At 42.7% G+C, this 17908-nt stretch carries 20 protein-coding genes; 13 read left to right on the top strand and 7 right to left on the bottom strand.

What is annotated here, in order from left to right:
• Positions 1–130: 130 nt before the first annotated feature.
• Both JOD21_RS12285 and JOD21_RS12280 read right to left on the bottom strand, forming a co-directional pair.
• Entirely contained in the window at positions 131–718 is a 588-nt protein-coding gene (locus JOD21_RS12285) for an HTH-type transcriptional regulator Hpr (protein WP_041122113.1), read from the bottom strand.
• A 180-nt stretch (positions 719–898) separates the two neighbouring features.
• Positions 899–1279, bottom strand: a complete 381-nt coding sequence (locus JOD21_RS12280; protein ID WP_041122114.1) for a YtxH domain-containing protein — start codon at positions 1277–1279, stop codon at positions 899–901.
• On the opposite strand from JOD21_RS12280, the gene yhzF reads away from it, so the two are divergent.
• Positions 1212–1556 (top strand): membrane protein YhzF, encoded by a 345-nt coding sequence (gene yhzF, locus JOD21_RS19645; RefSeq protein ID WP_476733797.1) that lies wholly within the window; start codon positions 1212–1214, stop codon positions 1554–1556. The genes JOD21_RS12280 and yhzF overlap by 68 nt on opposite strands.
• 81 nt (positions 1557–1637) lie before the next feature.
• Here yhzF and JOD21_RS12275 read toward each other — a convergent pair whose 3' ends face one another.
• Both JOD21_RS12275 and JOD21_RS12270 read right to left on the bottom strand, forming a co-directional pair.
• The gene (locus JOD21_RS12275; RefSeq protein ID WP_041122116.1) at positions 1638–2156 is read right to left on the bottom strand and encodes a tryptophan transporter; all 519 of its coding nucleotides are present in this window, start codon (positions 2154–2156) and stop codon (positions 1638–1640) included.
• Positions 2157–2257: 101 nt separating this feature from the next.
• A complete protein-coding gene (locus tag JOD21_RS12270) occupies positions 2258–2680 on the bottom strand; it encodes an HIT family protein (RefSeq protein ID WP_204729898.1) in 423 nt (140 codons plus the stop codon).
• 102 nt (positions 2681–2782) lie between these two features.
• Between JOD21_RS12270 and JOD21_RS12265 the strand changes: the two genes are divergently transcribed.
• Both JOD21_RS12265 and JOD21_RS12260 read left to right on the top strand, forming a co-directional pair.
• A complete protein-coding gene (locus tag JOD21_RS12265) occupies positions 2783–3532 on the top strand; it encodes an ABC transporter ATP-binding protein (protein ID WP_204729897.1) in 750 nt (249 codons plus the stop codon).
• Positions 3516–4739 carry an ABC transporter permease gene (locus JOD21_RS12260; protein ID WP_204729896.1) on the top strand — a complete coding sequence of 408 codons (1224 nt, stop codon included), beginning with the start codon at positions 3516–3518 and terminating at the stop codon, positions 4737–4739. Before JOD21_RS12265 ends, JOD21_RS12260 begins: the two co-directional genes overlap by 17 nt.
• Before the next feature lie 54 nt (positions 4740–4793).
• On the opposite strand, the gene JOD21_RS12255 is transcribed toward JOD21_RS12260, so the two are convergent.
• The gene (locus JOD21_RS12255; RefSeq protein WP_204729895.1) at positions 4794–5966 is read right to left on the bottom strand and encodes an amidohydrolase; all 1173 of its coding nucleotides are present in this window, start codon (positions 5964–5966) and stop codon (positions 4794–4796) included.
• Between the two features lie 130 nt (positions 5967–6096).
• On the opposite strand from JOD21_RS12255, the gene JOD21_RS12250 reads away from it, so the two are divergent.
• The 4 genes from JOD21_RS12250 (at position 6097) to JOD21_RS12235 (ending at position 9279) form a co-directional block, all read left to right on the top strand.
• Entirely contained in the window at positions 6097–6696 is a 600-nt protein-coding gene (locus JOD21_RS12250) for a phosphatase PAP2 family protein (protein ID WP_041122121.1), read from the top strand.
• 92 nt (positions 6697–6788) lie between these two features.
• Positions 6789–7583 (top strand): cell wall-active antibiotics response protein LiaF, encoded by a 795-nt coding sequence (gene liaF / locus JOD21_RS12245; protein ID WP_204729894.1) that lies wholly within the window; start codon positions 6789–6791, stop codon positions 7581–7583.
• Between the two features lie 9 nt (positions 7584–7592).
• Positions 7593–8636, top strand: a complete 1044-nt coding sequence (locus JOD21_RS12240; protein WP_204729893.1) for a sensor histidine kinase — start codon at positions 7593–7595, stop codon at positions 8634–8636.
• 1 nt (position 8637) lies between these two features.
• Positions 8638–9279: a response regulator gene (locus tag JOD21_RS12235; RefSeq protein ID WP_275579598.1), complete on the top strand. Its 642-nt coding sequence runs from the start codon at positions 8638–8640 to the stop codon at positions 9277–9279.
• Positions 9280–9307: 28 nt separating this feature from the next.
• Here JOD21_RS12235 and JOD21_RS12230 read toward each other — a convergent pair whose 3' ends face one another.
• A complete protein-coding gene (locus tag JOD21_RS12230) occupies positions 9308–9820 on the bottom strand; it encodes an antibiotic biosynthesis monooxygenase family protein (RefSeq protein WP_204729921.1) in 513 nt (170 codons plus the stop codon).
• Positions 9821–10079: 259 nt separating this feature from the next.
• On the opposite strand from JOD21_RS12230, the gene hemE reads away from it, so the two are divergent.
• The 3 genes from hemE to hemY all read left to right on the top strand — a co-directional run bounded on the left by hemE (position 10080) and on the right by hemY (position 13802).
• A complete protein-coding gene (hemE, locus tag JOD21_RS12225) occupies positions 10080–11111 on the top strand; it encodes a uroporphyrinogen decarboxylase (protein WP_204729892.1) in 1032 nt (343 codons plus the stop codon).
• 90 nt (positions 11112–11201) lie between these two features.
• Positions 11202–12131 (top strand): ferrochelatase, encoded by a 930-nt coding sequence (gene hemH / locus JOD21_RS12220; protein WP_204729891.1) that lies wholly within the window; start codon positions 11202–11204, stop codon positions 12129–12131.
• Positions 12132–12395: 264 nt separating this feature from the next.
• A complete protein-coding gene (gene hemY, locus JOD21_RS12215; RefSeq protein WP_204729890.1) occupies positions 12396–13802 on the top strand; it encodes a protoporphyrinogen oxidase in 1407 nt (468 codons plus the stop codon).
• 24 nt (positions 13803–13826) lie between these two features.
• Here hemY and yhfH read toward each other — a convergent pair whose 3' ends face one another.
• Entirely contained in the window at positions 13827–13955 is a 129-nt protein-coding gene (gene yhfH, locus JOD21_RS12210; RefSeq protein ID WP_084218653.1) for a protein YhfH, read from the bottom strand.
• 175 nt (positions 13956–14130) lie between these two features.
• On the opposite strand from yhfH, the gene JOD21_RS12205 reads away from it, so the two are divergent.
• From JOD21_RS12205 to JOD21_RS12195, 3 genes are all read left to right on the top strand, one after another.
• Positions 14131–14895 carry an MBL fold metallo-hydrolase gene (locus JOD21_RS12205; protein WP_204729889.1) on the top strand — a complete coding sequence of 255 codons (765 nt, stop codon included), beginning with the start codon at positions 14131–14133 and terminating at the stop codon, positions 14893–14895.
• Positions 14879–15871, top strand: a complete 993-nt coding sequence (locus JOD21_RS12200) for a lipoate--protein ligase (protein ID WP_204729888.1) — start codon at positions 14879–14881, stop codon at positions 15869–15871. The genes JOD21_RS12205 and JOD21_RS12200 overlap by 17 nt, the downstream gene beginning before the upstream one ends.
• A gap of 191 nt (positions 15872–16062) precedes the next feature.
• Positions 16063–17616, top strand: coding sequence for a fatty acid--CoA ligase family protein (locus JOD21_RS12195; protein ID WP_239581569.1), 1554 nt, complete (start codon positions 16063–16065; stop codon positions 17614–17616).
• Positions 17617–17908 lie beyond the last annotated feature (292 nt).

Genomic DNA, 17908 nt, shown 5'->3' with positions numbered 1-17908 from the left:
AGATACTTTACTCCGATCTGATGAAAGTTGCAATAGGTAATGAAGAAATTTTACAATTAAAATAAATGACAAAAATCCTGCAGTAAAAAGGACGTATATCCTTTTTACTGCAGGATTTTTAATAGTAGGTTTATGGAGACGCAATTTGCTTGACTGGATTGGCAGTTCTGCTCTTTTTAACCTGTCCATCAACCTCTGAAAATTCATTTTCTATGTTGTGAAAAGAAGTTTCAAAGATTTTCATAAAGTCGTCACCGTAAATATTTTTTACAATGGCCATTACATCCATCATTTCGGGGAACTTTCCGTATATTTCACGGAGAGGAGATGCACCCTGAAAAACTGAATGTGTTTCAGGAGAGTAATTCTCCATCAGTTCAAGTAAAAGCTCGTCACCTTTCTCAGTCAGTTTGATATACGTATTACGCTTATCATTTTCCCGTTTCGAGAATTCAAGAAAGCCGCGTTCTTCAAGCTTCTTAGAAAAGTTAAATGCAGTTGACACGTGCATAACGCCGAATTTGGCGACATCGGAAATGGAAGCGCCTTTCAGGTGGTAAGCAATCCATAGGATATGATGCTCGTTAATATTAAGGTCATAAGGCTTAATCCAGTTCTGCCAGTCTTTTTCAATTGCTTTCCACAGAGCTTTGCTCAGCTGGGCCATTCGCTGGCTGAATATCATCGCCTCTTTCATAGAATATAATTTCTCATCCATGTGTCACACCTACTTTCTTAAAAGATTTTAGAGTAATAGGAATATTAGTTCAGTTTCAAACATTATAGCAATAAAGTAAAAAGAAAAAAAGACAAGAATAGATTAAATTTTCGCACAAATGGTATTTATTTTATAGAATTCCGTTTTCAGAATATAAAAAAACAGCCGCGCGGGCTGTTTTTAAGATGATGTTTGAGGTTCTTTGCTGTCCTGGTTAATTGTTTTCTCGAGTTCTTCCATTGTGGACTGGATTGCAGCAAGCTCTTCCTGCAGGTTGTTAATGGCAGGATCTGCTTCTCGTTTCCATGCCTGAATGGATTCTTTCAGTTCAGCTGCTACTACACGCAGCGAATCTTTACTTTCTTTTGAAGCGTCTGCAATAGATTCTTTTACAATTTGCAGATTCATTTGTAATTCAAGCATATGTTCACGCCAGTTGTCTTTCGTGTTTTTAATTGTTCCTCTGAGCTCTTCACCTGACTGAGGAGCTGACATGAGTGATGTTGCTGCACCGGCAACTAATCCGATTGCCAGTCCAAGTGAAAATTGTTTGAAATTCATCCCAACCACATCCCTTTTTGTTTTTATATTCTTATTGTATATAGTAATTCATAAACTGTCCAAAGTATTCCCGGACAGGAGGCTTCAATTAATGAAGACTGTAGTCGTAGTGCTAGTAGTATGTACTGTGTTATCGCTGCTCTTATTTGTGAAATGCCTACTCGACCTGATGTCTAAAGCGATTTACCCCCCGGTCAGGATTAAACGGAAACGGGTTATGTTCACCGGAATTGCTTCATTACTATTACTTATTTTAACCTATTTGATTTGGATATAAACCTGATTCTGCGCTTCCTTCAAGGATTCTGTATCAAATAAAAAACCGCCCCCTGATTATATAGGGGACGGTGCAGGGAGTTCAGGCAGCAGATTCGACCAGATTTGATCTTTTCATGATTGCCTGTGCTACAGGATACATCACAGCCATTAATAAACCATTGACTACAATTGCCGGAACTACTGCAGAAAGTGCAAGTGCCATAATTGGACCAGGAAGTCCAACAAGCAGGGCGGCAGATCCAAGGAAGATTGTTCCTGAGATCAGTGTACCGACAGCTGCCAGTACTGCCGCGCCTGCAGGTTTGCGTGCAAGTTTTCCTGCAAGAAGAATGATTCCGTAAAATGCAAATGCTGTAATAGGCTTATCGATCACATTCGGCAGGAATCCCCCTGGGAATGTTGTTGTTAGACCGGATAAAATACCTGTTGCAAGGCCGATCACTAACACGTTTTTAACGCCCGGGAATAACAGAATACCCAGAAACATCATCAGTAATGACATATCGGGCTTCATTGTCAGGGCCCCGGGAATTAAAAGGTGTAATGCTGTACCCATCCCTGCAAATAGTGCGAGTGCTACAAGTGTTCTTGTGTTCATAACTCATCTCTCCTAAGCTAAACTGATTTTTTTCCTGACATGTCCTCGTGACTGCCAGCGAAAATTAGCATAATTATAACATGCCTGAATCGTATTTCCTACTAATTAATTTTTGCAGCAATCTCTGCTGCCATCTCACTGCGCTCGTCATTTGAATAGTCATCCGTATGTACTTCCCATACAGGTTTAAAGCCATCTTCTTCACCGTGGCGCGGAAGAATATGAAGGTGATAGTGAAAAACACTCTGTCCTGCAAATTCGCCATTATTATTAAGAAGATTTACACCTTTCAGGTCATATGTCTCTTTCATAGCGTTTGCGATCTTAGGGACAACTGAAAACAGGTTTGCAGCAATCTCCGGTGTCAGTTCATGAAGGTCTTTTATATGCGTCTTTGGAATGACCAGTGTATGACCTTTAGTTACCTGACTGATATCGAGAAATGCATACACATGCTCATCCTCATATACCTTTGCTGACGGGATCTCTCCGTCAATAATCTTACAGAAAATACAGTCACTCATGATCCTCATCCTTTCTCATGTTAAATTAAGTTTATTCTACCATAATGAGTCGTGTTGTATGCTACAATGCTGTCATCAGATAAGAGGAAAGGGAGTACGGTTATGTCATTACTTGAAATTAATCAGTTAACAGGAGGCTATACGAGGCGTCCTGTGTTAAAAGACATCAGTCTGGCGATGGAGCCCGGCAAAATCGTCGGGCTGATCGGGTTAAATGGAGCTGGTAAAAGTACCACGATCAAACATATCATCGGACTGATGGAGCCTCATAAGGGAACAGTGTCGATTAACAAGCTGCAGCTGAAGCAGAACCCGGATGAATACAGAAAGCAGTTTTCCTATATTCCTGAGGCACCGATTCTGTATGATGAGCTGACACTTGAAGAACATTTAAGACTGACAGCAATGGCTTACGGAATTAAAGAACAGGAATATGAGGCGCGTGTTCCTGATCTGTTAAAGAAGTTCCGTATGGAAGGAAAGATGAAATGGTTTCCCGCACACTTTTCTAAAGGAATGAAACAGAAAGTGATGATCATGTGTGCATTTTTGATTAATCCCAGCCTTTATATTATTGATGAACCTTTTGTGGGGCTTGATCCGCTCGCGATCCAGTCGCTTCTTGATCTGATGGAAGAGATGAAGTCTGACGGGGCAGGTATTTTAATGTCTACACATATTTTGGCTACTGCTGAACGTTATTGTGATTCCTTTATTATTTTGCATGAAGGGCAGATTCGTGCGCAGGGATCTCTTGAAACACTAAGAAATGAATTCAGCATGCCTGGAGCAACGCTTGACGATATCTATATTCAACTGACAAAGGAAGAGTCACATGAAGCAAGTAAATGATTTGTGGGTATCAAGACTGTCAGATTATCAAAAAGAACTTCAGAAATATATGCGCTATATTTTCAATGGACATCTGATGTTTGTGCTGATTTTTGCTGTGGGTGGAGGCGGCTATGTCTACAGCAACTGGATTCAGACACTGGATGAAACCTTTCCGTCCGCTATTTTAATTGCAGCTGTAATTGGGATAGCGCTGACAATGAGCCCTGTGTATACATATTTACAGGAGCCGGACAAAGTGTATTTGACACCTCTTGAAGGTCAGATGAAGCGCTATTTTATCAATGCGCTTGTTTCAAGCTTTTTCTTTCAGTCCTACGTGATCCTGCTGCTTCTGGCTGCCGCAATGCCGTTATATGTACAGACCACAGGTGCGCAGTTTACCGATTTTTTCTGGTTCTTAGCGATCGTACTTGCGGTTAAAATATGGAATCTGATCATGAGATGGACAGTGTTACGTTATCAGGAGCCGGCAAACCATTATATGGACCTCGGGATCAGACTCGTATTAAATATCGTATTTTTATGGACAGTTTTTGCTGACACGCAGCTATGGCTTCCAATCGCTGTCGGACTCCTCATGGCAGGTTATATGGCTGCATTCAGACAACTGACAAAAGAGAAATCATTAAAGTGGGAACTGTTGATTGACCTTGAAAATGCAAGGCTGCACCGCTTTTACCGCTTTGCAAATCTGTTTACAGATGTGCCTCACCTCAAAGGCCAGGCAAAGCGCAGAAAATGGATGGATCCTTTCCTGAAGACGCCTGATCTGAATCCTGTGCATACATACAGTTATCTGTATACAAGAACGTTCCTGCGTTCAGACGAATATTTCGGGTTGTGGGTCAGACTGACGATTATCGCTGGTGTGATTATCAGCGGTGCTGATAATCTCTGGCTGAAAGTGATCACAGCAGTCCTGTTTTTATATCTGACAGGTTTTCAGCTGATTCCTCTTCTGAAAAAGCATGAGCTTAAAATCTGGCCGGATCTGTATCCGGTGAACCCCGGTTTGCGTCACGATTCATTTAAGAAATTACTGATGAAGATTCTGGTTGTTCAGGCTGTTGTGTTTGCTTTGATCAGCCTGGTTCAGCTTGATTTTTACGGGGCAGCAATGATTGCTGCTGTATCTATTGTGTTTGTCATTGTTTTCAGTTCAATGTACGTTCCTGCACAGATCAAAAAGCATCATATAAAATAAAAAAAGAGCTGTCCCTGTGTGTGAAATCAGGATGACAGCTCTTTTTTCGTGTTATTACTGTTTGTGATACTCGATCGCGGCTTTGCCGAGTGTTTTTGCAGCGATCAGCATTGCTTTTTCATTAAAATCGAATTTTGGATGATGGTGCGGGTAAGGTACATCGACTCCTTCAGGTTTAGCACCTGTGAAGAAGAATGTACCCGGACGGTGTTCTAGATAATAGGCAAAGTCTTCCCCACCCATTTGCATCTCGCTTTCCTGTGCAGTCACACCCGGGATGCTGTTTGCTATATCTACAATATAGTCTGTTTCTTTTTCATGATTTACAACCGCAGGATATCCTCTGAAGTAGTTGTAATCATATGTGCAGTCTGTTGCGATCGCAGTTCCTTCTGTGATTCTGCCAATCTCTTTTTCAACAAGGTCACGTACTGCAGGCTCAAACGTTCTGGCTGTTCCAATCAGCTTTGCAGAATCAGCGATTACATTGAATGCATTTTCTGCTACAAATGAGCCGACTGAGACAACTGCAGATTCAACAGGGTTCACGCGTCTTGAAGCAATTTGCTGAAGGGATGTAACAAGCTGGGCACCTGCAACAACCGCATCTTTTGTTTTATGTGGCTGGGCACCATGTCCACCTGCACCCTGAATCTTAATTTCAAAACGGTCTGCAGCTGCCATGATCGGCCCGGTGCGGTATTCCACTTTATCCAGGTCAGCTGTGACCCATAGGTGCGTGCCAAAGACAACATCAACGCCATCAAGACAGCCGTCTTTAATCATACTGATTGCCCCGCCCGGCGCATATTCTTCAGCGTGCTGATGAATCATGACATATGTTCCATGCAATTCATCTTTTAAAAGGTGTAGTGCTTTTGCAAGATGAAGTAATGCAGCGGTATGGCCATCGTGTCCGCAGGCATGCATTTTATCTGCGATTAGTGATTTGTATGGTACATCTTTTTCGTCCTGGATTGGAAGGGCATCAAAGTCTGCCCGCAGTGCAACTGTTTTACCGGGATGAGCCCCTTTGATGACAGCTGTTACACCATTTCCGCCAACACCGGTTTTTACTTCAACGCCAAGGTCTTTGTAAAAAGCCTCAATAAGTGCAGGCGTTTCTTTTTCTTCAAATGAAAGCTCAGGATGCTGGTGAAGGTGACGGCGAAGTGAAACCATATCGTCAAAATAAGAATCTAATAGCGAAAAAAGTTTTTCAGTCATATGTATGCTCCTTTCATAGTTAAAAGCATTTGCCAATGAGTCAGTATAGCACGGGAAACGAATTTTTTCACTCTTTTGACGATTTGATTCTTGCTATATAATGTAAGTAGGCAGGGAGGAGGGAATGAGCATGAAAAAATGGTTTTATCCACTGGCAGCTGTCACTTTTGCAGCGGCAGTTTTACTGGTGATTAACTTAGATAATGGTCTGGGTGATATCGATCAATTCGGCTCAGAATTTTTTAGTGGACTGGACTTCTTACTGTTTTTCAGCTTCTTGGGTGGAGAGTGGTTTTTAGCACTGATCAGTATTGGTGCAGTGCTTTACTTATGGTTCAGACGGAATCATTATCTTGGGATGATGATCGTTTTACTTGCTGTCGGGGGAGGCAATTATATAAACAGGTTAATTAAAAGCCTTACTGAGCGGCCGCGGCCGGATCAGCTGTTAGGAGAAAGCTACAGTTTTCCAAGCGGCCATGCCATGGTCAGTATGATCGCAGCCATTGTGATCATTTACCTCATTACTGAAAGGTCTGGAGATGCAGCCGGCCAGGCATTAATGTTTGCTGTCGGCATTTTAATCTCTATCCTTGCAGGTCTCAGCAGAATGCCTGAACAAGCACATTATTTCACAGATGTCATCGGAGGATGGCTGCTCGGCTATACCTACGCAATTGTCTGCCTGCTCGTCTACGAGTACCTCATGAAACGACGCGCCTCCGTCTGAAGACGGAGGCAGCGTCCTGCCCATGATGCTTATCAACAAACTGCAGACACCTTACAATGAAGAAAAGTGTCTGAAGAAAGGCAGGGGACAGAATGGATGGAACAAATAAAAAACAGTGGGGATGTGCGAGTTTTCTTCTTGTATTCGGCTTACTGCTGTTACTGATTAACCTGGGCATTCTGCAGTTCAACGGTGGGCTGGTTACAAGCCTGATCATTCCTGTGCTGTTCCTGACGATAGGAATCGTTAATCTGATCAAGTTTATAACAAGACGGAAAGGCATATTCCTTGGATTGATCTTCACTGTATACGGCGGTCTGCTGACTGTATCCTATTTGTCAGAAGAAATGTCCTTTGGCTATAACGGGATCTGGAAGCTGTGGCCATTACTGCTGGTGGCATTTGCATTGTCAATGCTGTCGAAGAAGAGTTCAATTGAAGTGCGCTATGGAAATAACAGATTCGGTGGTGATCATGCTTCTTTTAAAACTGCAGCTGAATCTATTACAAGAACAAGTATGAAGCATGCAATGAGTATCGGTAATGAAGCGTTCACATCGGAGAACTGGGCACTTGAGAATATGAAGCTGAATAAATCAGTCGGCAATTATGTATTTGATTTGAAGAAAGCCTATATATCCGAGGGAGAGACGCTTTTGGATGTGACAGTCAGAATCGGCAATATTAAAATGCTTGTACCGGAAGAACTCAGCGTAGACATTACTTCTAAGGTTGCGGTTGGGGAAAATACTATGTTTGAAAGACGTACAGAAGGAACAAATGAGCGTCCTCTGGCGTATCAGTCAGCTGATTTTAATGAGGCGCCAAAAAGAGTGAAGATCATTCTTGATGTGAATGTCGGATCTGTACGGATCGACAGGATCTGAGGAGGGCGTATGATTAAAGTAGCGAGTTTGAATCACTGGTTTATCCTTCAATATATCAGGTTTACGTTATATGGCGCCATTTTACTTTTCACTGTATTGCAGCTCTATATTTTTTTATCTGAAGAACCGGTTCTGGATACTGCTGCATCACTGGTCGTTGTTGCTGTCACAGCTATCATTTTTTTGATGATGTCACTCTATACCGGGATCCGGTCAGGTACGATCATGCGCCAGCGTCTTGATGAGATGAACGCCTTTGTGGCGAGGCTTTCATCAGGAAAAACTGGAGAGGTGCTTCATATCAAAGATGCGGATGATCTCTCAGTTCTCGAAAGATCATTAAATGAACTCTCCGTTAATATGAGTGAGCAGGCAAGGTCTCTTCAGCGAATTTCAAGTGAACGCTTAACACTTGAGAAGCAGGCTCAACAGGCTGCTGTCATCGAGGAGCGTCAGAGGCTGGCAAGGGATCTGCATGATTCAGTCAGTCAGCAGCTTTTTGCCATGACGATGATGTCTTCGGCTTCAGTGAGAATGCTCGACACAGATCACAGCCAGGCGAAGCAGCTGATTCACCAGGCAGCAGAGATCGCTGAAAAAGCGCAGGGGGAAATGAGAGCGCTCCTGCTGCATTTGAGACCGGTAGACCTTAAGGGTGAGTCACTCTCCACAGGGCTTGAAAAGCTTGCGAACGAACTTGAACAAAAAACGCCGATTACATTTTCAATGAACCTTCAGCATATGAATAAGATTCCGGAAAGTTCGGATGAGCATTTATTCAGAGTCGTTCAGGAAGCTGTATCAAATATTCTCAGACATGCGAACGCTACAGTGATTACGATCAGATCTGAGCTGAAAGGGACGTTTTTTCAGCTTTTTATTGGAGATAATGGAACAGGGTTTGATGTCAATGAGAAGAAGTGGACCTCATACGGCCTGCAGACAATGAAAGAGCGCTGTGAAGAAATTGGCGGACAGTTTGAGCTGCGATCAAAAGAGGGTGAAGGTACATATATTACAATCAGGTTTGCTATAACGGAAGGGGGCGAGTAGGTTGGAGAAAGTAAAAGTGATGATAGTGGATGATCATGAAATGGTCAGACTCGGTATTAAATCCTACCTGCTGACAGAGACGGATATTGAATTTCTTGGTGAGGCGACGAACGGAAAAGAAGCTGCCGTACTCGCTGAAAAGACGAATCCTGATGTCATTTTGATGGATCTGCTGATGGAGGGAGGAACAGGAATCGAAGCGACTGAAAAAATTCTCTCATTTCTTCCTGATACAAAAATCATTATTCTAACCAGTTATTATGATGATGAGCAGGTCTTTCCTGCGCTTGAAGCAGGCGCACACAGTTATATCTTAAAAACGTCTTCAGCACCGCAGATCCTAGATGCTATATATAAGGCAGCGAGGGGAGAATCTGTGATTGAGCCGCAGGTTGCAAATAAATTAATGACACGCTTCAGAAGTAAGGAAAGGGTCCTTCATGAGGATTTGACTGAGCGGGAAATGGACGTATTGAAATGTCTGGGCGACGGGTTGACGAATCAGGAAATTGCAGAGGAATTATACATAGGCATTAAAACGGTTAAGACGCATGTCAGTAATGTGTTAAGTAAGCTTGAACTCAGTGACAGAACGCAGGCTGCGATTTATGCGAACCGGAAAGGGTTGCTGAGAAATAAATAAAAAAATCGGTGGAAGCCCACCGATTTTTTTACTGTTCTGTCTGTCCGACGTATTTTGTAACGAATGATGCTCTTGGGAACATGGTTTTCTGATGGTCGATGCCTTCAGGTGTGCCGCGCTTTTCGTGTGCTTTATTATAGGACTGTGAGTTTTGCCAGTCCTTAAAGGAAGCTTCATCTTCCCACTGAGTCAGAACAACATAAATGTCTGAATCCAATGGTCTCAGGACGCGGATTGCAATAAATCCAGGCTCTTCTTCAATCATTCCGGCACGGTTTTTGAAGCGGTGCTCAAATAACGGTCTGCCTTCATCAGAAACAGGGATATTATTGAATACGAAAAAGCCGTTTTCAGTCAGCTGTCCCGACTCACTAAAAGCCTCGTATTTTCTCGGCTCGTTAAAGAGCGTTTCACCCTCAGTTTCATGGACTAAAAGAGCTGTATCGTCTCCTAATAGCTGAATCAGAGTTTCATCAGGATTTTCCTCCTGGAATTTATGTAAAAATTCCGGTGTTCCAAACGTCATATAAATCTTTTTCATCATCATTCATCCTCCTTCATTTTTATCTTCCGTAAAAAAGGAAGCCACTGATTTATTTATACCCTTTTTTACTCACCTAAACCAAAGGAAATGCTTTTCTATCAATGTAAAAGAGGAGATTTTATGACATTTGACAGTGTCTTGTGTACACTGAAATAGAAAAGGTCTATAGTTAAAAACGGATATAATGACCGAAAAAAGAAGTAGTCTTTTAGAGAAGTTGCATTCAGTATATTTTGAAAGGTGGATCCCACTCATTATGAGTTCATTTAACGATACATTTTTACGCGCAGCAAGAGGGCAGGAAGTGTCACACACACCTGTCTGGTATATGAGGCAGGCGGGCCGTTCCCAGCCTGAGTACCGCGCTATAAAAGAAAAATACTCGCTATTCGAAATAACACATCAGCCTGAGCTGTGTGCGTATGTAACCAGGCTCCCGGTTGAGAATTATGGTGTAGATGCGGCAGTTTTATACAAAGATATTATGACACCGCTTCCTGCAATAGGAGTAGATGTTGAAATTAAATCAGGTATCGGTCCTGTAATTGATAATCCAATCCGCTCAGCAGCTGACATTGAAAAGCTTGGCATGATCGAGCCGGAAGAGGATGTTCCTTATGTGCTTGAGACCATAAAATTACTGACAACTGAACAGCTGAATGTGCCGCTGATCGGTTTTGGCGGTGCCCCGTTTACACTTGCAAGTTACATGATCGAAGGCGGGCCTTCAAAAAATTATCATAAAACAAAAGCATTTATGTACCAGGAACCAGCAGCATGGCATGCATTAATGGACAAGCTTGCAGAGATGACCATCCGTTATACAACGGCTCAGGTTCATGCAGGCGCAGGTACCATTCAGCTGTTTGATTCGTGGGTAGGTACATTAAATGTACAGGATTACCGCATATTTATTAAGCCGCATATGGAGAAGATCTTTGCTGCACTGAAAGAATTAAATATTCCTCTGATTATGCATGGGGTAGGTGCTGCACATCTTGCTAAAGACTGGAATGACCTTCCGCTTGATGTAGTCGGTCTTGACTGGAGACTGTCGATTGAAGAAGCACGTGAAAAAGGTGTAAACAAAACCGTTCAGGGGAACCTCGATCCTTCACTGCTGTTATGCGATTGGGATATTATCGAGAAAAATGTAAAGCCGATTCTTGATGCAGGAATGAAGCACCCGGGGCATATTTTCAATCTCGGACACGGTGTATTTCCTGAAGTACAGCCAGAGACACTGAAAAAGCTGACAGCATTTGTACAGGAATATACTGCCCGTTAACACATTAATAAAGCAGAAAAATGGAAGCTTAGTAAACAGTTTGCTACAACAATAGAGAAGCATAAATCTAGCTAATGAGGTGGAATTGAAATGTCAAAGAAAAAAATGGGTCTACTTGTCATGGCATATGGAACACCATATTCAGAAGATGATCTGGAACGTTACTATACACATATCCGTCGCGGCAGAAAACCTTCGGAAGAATTGCTTGAAGATTTGAGAGACCGCTATCGCGCAATCGGCGGTATTTCTCCGCTTGCACGAATCACAGAAGAGCAGGCAAATGCACTGACTGCAAGACTGAATGAAGTGCAGGACGAGATTGAATTTGTCATGTATCTTGGCTTAAAACATATTGAACCGTTCGTTGAAGATGCAGTAGATGAAATGAAAAAAGACGGTATTGAAGAGGCAGTGTCGATTGTACTTGCGCCTCACTTCTCATCTTACAGCGTGAAATCATATAACAAACGGGCAAAAGACCGCGCAGATGAAATCGGCGGACCTTCAATCGTATCTATTGAAAGCTGGTATGATGAGCCGAAATTTATTCAGTACTGGTCTGAGAAAGTGCAGGCTACATTTAGCAGCATGACAGATGAGCAACGTGAAAAAGCGGTTCTGATCGTATCTGCTCACAGTCTGCCTGAAAAAATTCTTGCAGGTGGCGACCCTTATCCGGACCAGCTGAAAGAAACAGCTGATATGATCGCAGAGCAGGCAGGCGTTAAAAATTACGAAATCGGCTGGCAGAGTGAAGGGAATACGCCTGATCCATGGATCGGCCCTGACGTTCAGGATCTGACAAAAGATCTGCATGAACAGCACGGCTATACTGCATTTGTCTACACACCGGTTGGATTCGTATCTGATCATTTAGAAGTCCTTTATGACAATGATTACGAGTGCAAAGTTGTAACAGACGAAATCGGAGCAGATTACTTCCGTCCGGAAATGCCAAACACACAGCCATTATTCATCGATGCAATGACAGATAAAGTTTTGAAGACATTAGGATAATTAGTTTTTCTATCAATATAGCTTAAGAAAGTTAGCCTATGTTCTAGCACAGCTGATGATTGGAGCTGCAGGTGGCGACTCCAGCAGGAGAAGCCGGACAGGCGAGATCCCGCAGTGCGAAGCACGAGGAGGCTTGATTGAACCGGAGCCAAAAACCGGCTCATGCGGAAAAGCGTCCCCCTGCAGCGTAAATCATCAGCCAACTTACCGCATGATCTAACAGACAACAAGTGAAAATCCAGTTTACAGAAAGTGATGATTACTGTGACACAGTCAAAGCGCAAAATCGTGATCGTAGGCGGCGGGATAACAGGCCTGGCCGCTGCATATCGGGCACAGGAAAAAATAAATACTGAGCAGCTGGACGCAGAAATTACAATCGTAGAAGCGAATCACAGGCTTGGCGGGAAAATTCAAACTGTCGTACAGGACGGCTTTGTGATCGAACGGGGCCCCGACTCTTTTCTTGAACGCAAAAAGAGTATGGGGCGTCTGATCACAGATGTCGGAATGGCTGACAAGCTTGTACCTAATGCGACAGGTCAGGCTTTTATCCTCGTTAATGATAAATTGCATCCCATGCCTGGCGGCGCAATCATGGGGATCCCGACACAAATCAGACCGTTTATGCTAACAGATCTGATCTCACTCACTGGCAAGCTGAGAGCGGCAGGGGACTTTGTGCTGCCAAAATCTAACCGTCAGGATGATCAATCGCTGGGTACTTTCTTCAGAAGAAGACTTGGAAACGAAGTCGTTGAAAATCTGATTGAACCACTGTTATCAGGAATTTATGCAGGTGATATCGATCAGATCAGCCTTCAATCTACGTTTCCACAGTACGGTAAGCTTGAACAGGAACACCGCAGTCTGATTGCAGGAATGAAAAAAACATCTCCGGCAGCTAACAGAAAGCCTGGTGAAAAAAAGAAAAGTATGTTCTTAACGCTATCTACGGGACTGGAGTCACTCGTTGAAACACTGGAAACCAGACTGTCTGATTGTGACATTTTAAAAGGTACCCGAGTAGAATCAATCAGCCGTGGTGACCGCTACCAGCTGTCATTAAACAGCGGAGCCGTCATCGAAGCAGACAGTGTGATTTTTACTGTGCCTCATTTTACAGCAGGATCTGTCTTTTCAGATTCCGGTCTGCTTGAACAGATTGAACATATTCCCGCAACTTCAGTTGCAACGGTTGCAATGGCATTTGATCAAGAAGAGGTAGAGAATATTCTTGATGGAACAGGCTTTGTGGTATCAAGAAACAGTGATTATACGATTACTGCGTGTACATGGACTGATAGAAAATGGCCTCATACAACGCCTGAAGGAAAAGTACTGCTCAGATGTTACGTGGGTAGAGCGGGCGATGAAACTGTCGTTGATCTTTCAGATGACCAGATCGAGAAAATTGTGCTCGATGATCTGAATAAAATCATTAAAGTGAAAAGTAAGCCTGACTTTACAATCGTCACACGCTGGAAGAAAGCAATGCCGCAGTATACAGTCGGCCACAGAGAAAGAATGGCTGCTGTCAGAACGGAGCTTGAAAAAAACTATCCGGGTGTTTATCTGGCCGGTGCTTCTTACGATGGGATCGGCCTGCCTGACTGTATTGATCAGGGAGAAGCCGCTGCATATAAAGCACTGAACTATATTACCCAATAAAAAAAGCGCCCATGGGCGCTTTTTTTATTGAGTTCCTGCACACTTGCTGCATACAGTTGTGTAAGCTTCAGCCTGTTCTTCCATTTGTTCTCCGCAGGATGCACATTTCTTAGGTGGCAGGTTTCTGAAAAATTCCATTACGTTTTCTAGCATGTTCATCAGCCTCTCTTTTATGTTTTGTTATAGTACTAATTAGTTGTTAAATGTATTGTATTATAACAGAGCGTGTAAAGTCAAGGAATATTCTGAAAAAAAGAAGATAAGTGTAAAGATTGATTTTTTCAAGTATAGTAAAAGGTATAGAATGCTTAATACAGGAGGCTTTGTCATGCAAATCACAGTAGTCGGGTTTTGGGGCGGTTATCCGAATAAAGGAGAAGCCAGCACAGGTTACCTGATCGAAGAGGACAATTTTAAGCTGTTACTTGATTGCGGCAGTGGTGTACTAGCACAGCTTCAAAAATATATTGCGCCAGAAGAACTTGACGCCATGCTCATTACTCATTATCATGCTGACCATACTGCAGATATCGGTGTACTGCATCATGCACTGCTGATTCAGCATTTCCTGCAGAACAAAGATTTTCATGTGACAGCCTATGGTCATCGTGAAGACCAGCAGGGATTTGATTCACTTCATTATAAAGACCTTGTGAAAAGTGAAGCTTATCATCCGGATCAGACCTTACAGGCGGGTCCATTTTCTATTACATTCTTAAAAACGGTGCACCCGGTACCGTGTTATGCTGTCCGTATTGAAAGTAAATCAGGTTCAATGGTCTTCACTGCAGATTCAGCTTATCAGGAGGAGTTTATCCCGTTTGCCAAAAATGCTGATCTGCTCATTGCAGAGTCCAATTTCTACAAAGGAATGGATGCATCATCTGCAGGACATATGACAAGTACTGAAGCCGCTGAGATTGCTGAGAGAGCAGGTGTACGTACACTTGTGTTAAGTCATTTGCCGCATTTTGGGGAGTTGGAGCAGCTTCTTAAAGAAGCAAAAGAAGTCTATCAGGGTGAGACAATGCTCGCATCATCCGGACTGACCATTACATATCAGGGAGGAAAATCAGATGTTATTTATCGATAATAAAGGTATTACAGATCCAAAAATCAATCTTGCCATTGAGGAGTATGCACTAAAAAACCTTAACGTAGAAGAGGAGTCTTATCTTCTTTTTTATATCAATAAGCCATCTATCATTATTGGTAAAAACCAGAATACGATAGAAGAGATCAACACTGATTATGTTGAAAAAAATAATATTCAGGTCGTACGCCGTCTTTCAGGCGGTGGTGCAGTCTATCATGACCTTGGTAACCTTAACTTCAGCTTTATTACAAAGGACGATGGGGAGAGCTTTCATAACTTCCAGAAGTTTACTGAGCCGGTAGTAGATGCATTGAAACAAATTGGTGTGCCGGCAGAGCTGAAAGGCAGAAACGATCTTTTAGTCGGGGAAAGAAAAATTTCCGGAAACGCACAGTTTTCCACGAAAGGAAGAATGTTCAGCCACGGCACGCTGATGTTTGATTCTGAAATTGATAATGTGGTTTCTTCATTAAAAGTAAGAAAAGATAAGATTGAATCCAAAGGAATTAAGTCAATCAGAAGCCGCGTGGCAAATATTTCTGAGTTCCTTGAAGAGAAAGTAACGATTGAAGAATTCAAGCAGCTGATTCTGCGACACATTTTCGGAAGTGAAGAAGAAATTAAAGAGTATGTGCTGACTGAAGAAGATTGGAAGAAGATCCATGAACTGTCTGAAGAACGTTACCAGCAATGGGAGTGGAACTTCGGGAAATCACCAAAATTCAATCTTCAGCATTCACACCGCTTTCCGGCAGGCAGCATCGACGTGCGTCTTGATGTTGAAAAAGGCAGCATTGAAAACTGCAAGATCTATGGTGACTTTTTCGGTGTAGGTGATGTCAGTGATGTTGAACAGAAGCTGATCGGTACACGCTATGAGCGTGCAGAGATTGAAAAAGCGATTGAAGATGTTGATCTGAAACACTACTTCGGTAATGTAGATCGCGAAGAGTTTATTGATTTGCTGTATTAAGGGTTCCTAAGACTGAGACGATTTGTCTCAGTCTTATATTTATATTCAGGTAAATGAAAGCGTTATCTTGATAACGATCCAACTCTCCGTTATAATTAGTGTGAATATTCGCTTCTTTATGAACATTAATGAATGACTGTTCATTCACACAGAAGGCGGACATATAACCAAATACAAAGGGGATGGATTGGTTGAATTTATCAGATCGTTTGCAGGAAACTGCCGGACAGCACGCCGGTAAGACTGCCTATCATTTTATGGGCCAGTCAGCTACATATGCTGAACTGAATGGTGCCGTGAACAAAATGGCTAACTACTTTGACAGTATCGGGATTAAAAAAGGAGATCATGTCGGACTGCTGCTTGGGAACTCACCGCATTTTGTGATTGCCATGTACGCTGCACTCAGAACGGGCGCAACAGTGATCCCGATCAATCCGATCTATACGCCGGATGAGATTGCCTACATTATTCGTGATGGCGATGTCAAGGCAATCGTAGCGCTTGATCTGTTACTGCCTCTCATTGAAAAAGCGCATGCAGCATTACCTTCAGTTAACCATTATGTGGTATGTGAAACTGAAGAGGGGACTGCTGAAAAGCTCGCAGCACTTCCGGAAGAAGTAAAGGGGAAAGTGACAGCTTTTACTCAGGCAATTAGTGAGCAGCAGCCTATGTATCAGGGGCCGGAACTTCATGAAGATGATACAGCTATTATCCTTTATACATCAGGAACGACAGGCAAGCCAAAGGGTGCGATGCTTAGCCATAAAAATGTATATTCAAATGCAAAGGATACAGCGGAGTATCTGAATATTACTGGTGAAGACCGTGTTGTTACAACACTGCCGATGTTCCATGTATTTGCATTAACCGTTGTACTTAATGCACCGCTGATTAACGGTGGGACGATGCTGATCGTACCTAGATTCAGTCCGAAAGATGTTTTTGACGTTGTTGAGAAATACAAAGCAACTGTATTTGCAGGGGTTCCGACAATGTATAATTTCCTGCTTCAATATCCTGAAGCAGACAGCTCAAGCTTTGAAAGTGTGCGTCTATGTATTTCAGGAGGGGCTTCTATGCCCGTTGCACTGCTTGAAAACTTTGAAAACAAATTTAATGTGAAAGTTTCAGAGGGGTATGGACTCTCAGAAGCATCACCTGTAACATGCTTCAATCCATTGGACCGTGAACGAAAAGCAGGATCAATCGGAACTTCCATTACGAATGTTGAAAACAAAATCGTGAACGAGCTTGGCGATGAACTTCCTGCAGGTGAAGTTGGGGAACTGATCGTAAGAGGTCCTAACGTGATGAAGGGTTATTATAAAATGCCAGAAGAAACGTCAGCAGCCATTCGTGACGGCTGGCTGTATACCGGGGACCTGGCAAAACAGGATGAAGAAGGATACTTCTATATTGTAGACCGCAAAAAAGATATGGTGATCGTCGGCGGATATAATGTATATCCTCGTGAGGTGGAAGAAGTGCTTTATACACATGAGTCTGTTGTTGAAGCAGCTGTAGTAGGCGTGCCGGATCCAAACTTCGGTGAAGCCGTTCATGCTTATGTCGTCCTGAAAGATGAATCTGTTTCAAAAGAAGATCTTCAAGGCTTCTGCTCACAGAAACTAGCAAAATATAAAGTACCGACAGTGATCGAATTCATCGAAGAATTGCCGAAGAACACAACAGGTAAGATTCTGAGACGTGCACTGCGCGATCAGGTAAAACAGTCATAGTTTATATGAGTGAGAGGAGACAGGAGAGCCTGTCTCTTTTTTAATGGGAGGAAAACCTGCGCGTTAGAATAAATGGAAAGGTGATTGAATAAACTTGAATGGTGATTGAATAATCTAAAAGATGAATGAATTCCTGCACTGGAAAATAGCGCAGAATGAATAAATCCAAAAGGTGATAGAATTATCCGGATTGCTGAACGAAATACTCAAAAGGTGATGCAATAATGCCACTACGTCAGCCGCCCGACCATCCACGGCCCAATCACTGCAATAAAAAACACTCCATCCATCC

It is taken from the genome of Jeotgalibacillus terrae (genome assembly GCF_016908195.1).
Classification (GTDB): domain Bacteria; phylum Bacillota; class Bacilli; order Bacillales; family Jeotgalibacillaceae; genus Jeotgalibacillus; species Jeotgalibacillus terrae.
Note: the sequence above shows the minus strand (reverse complement) of the source record. Positions and strands in the feature narration are given on the sequence as shown.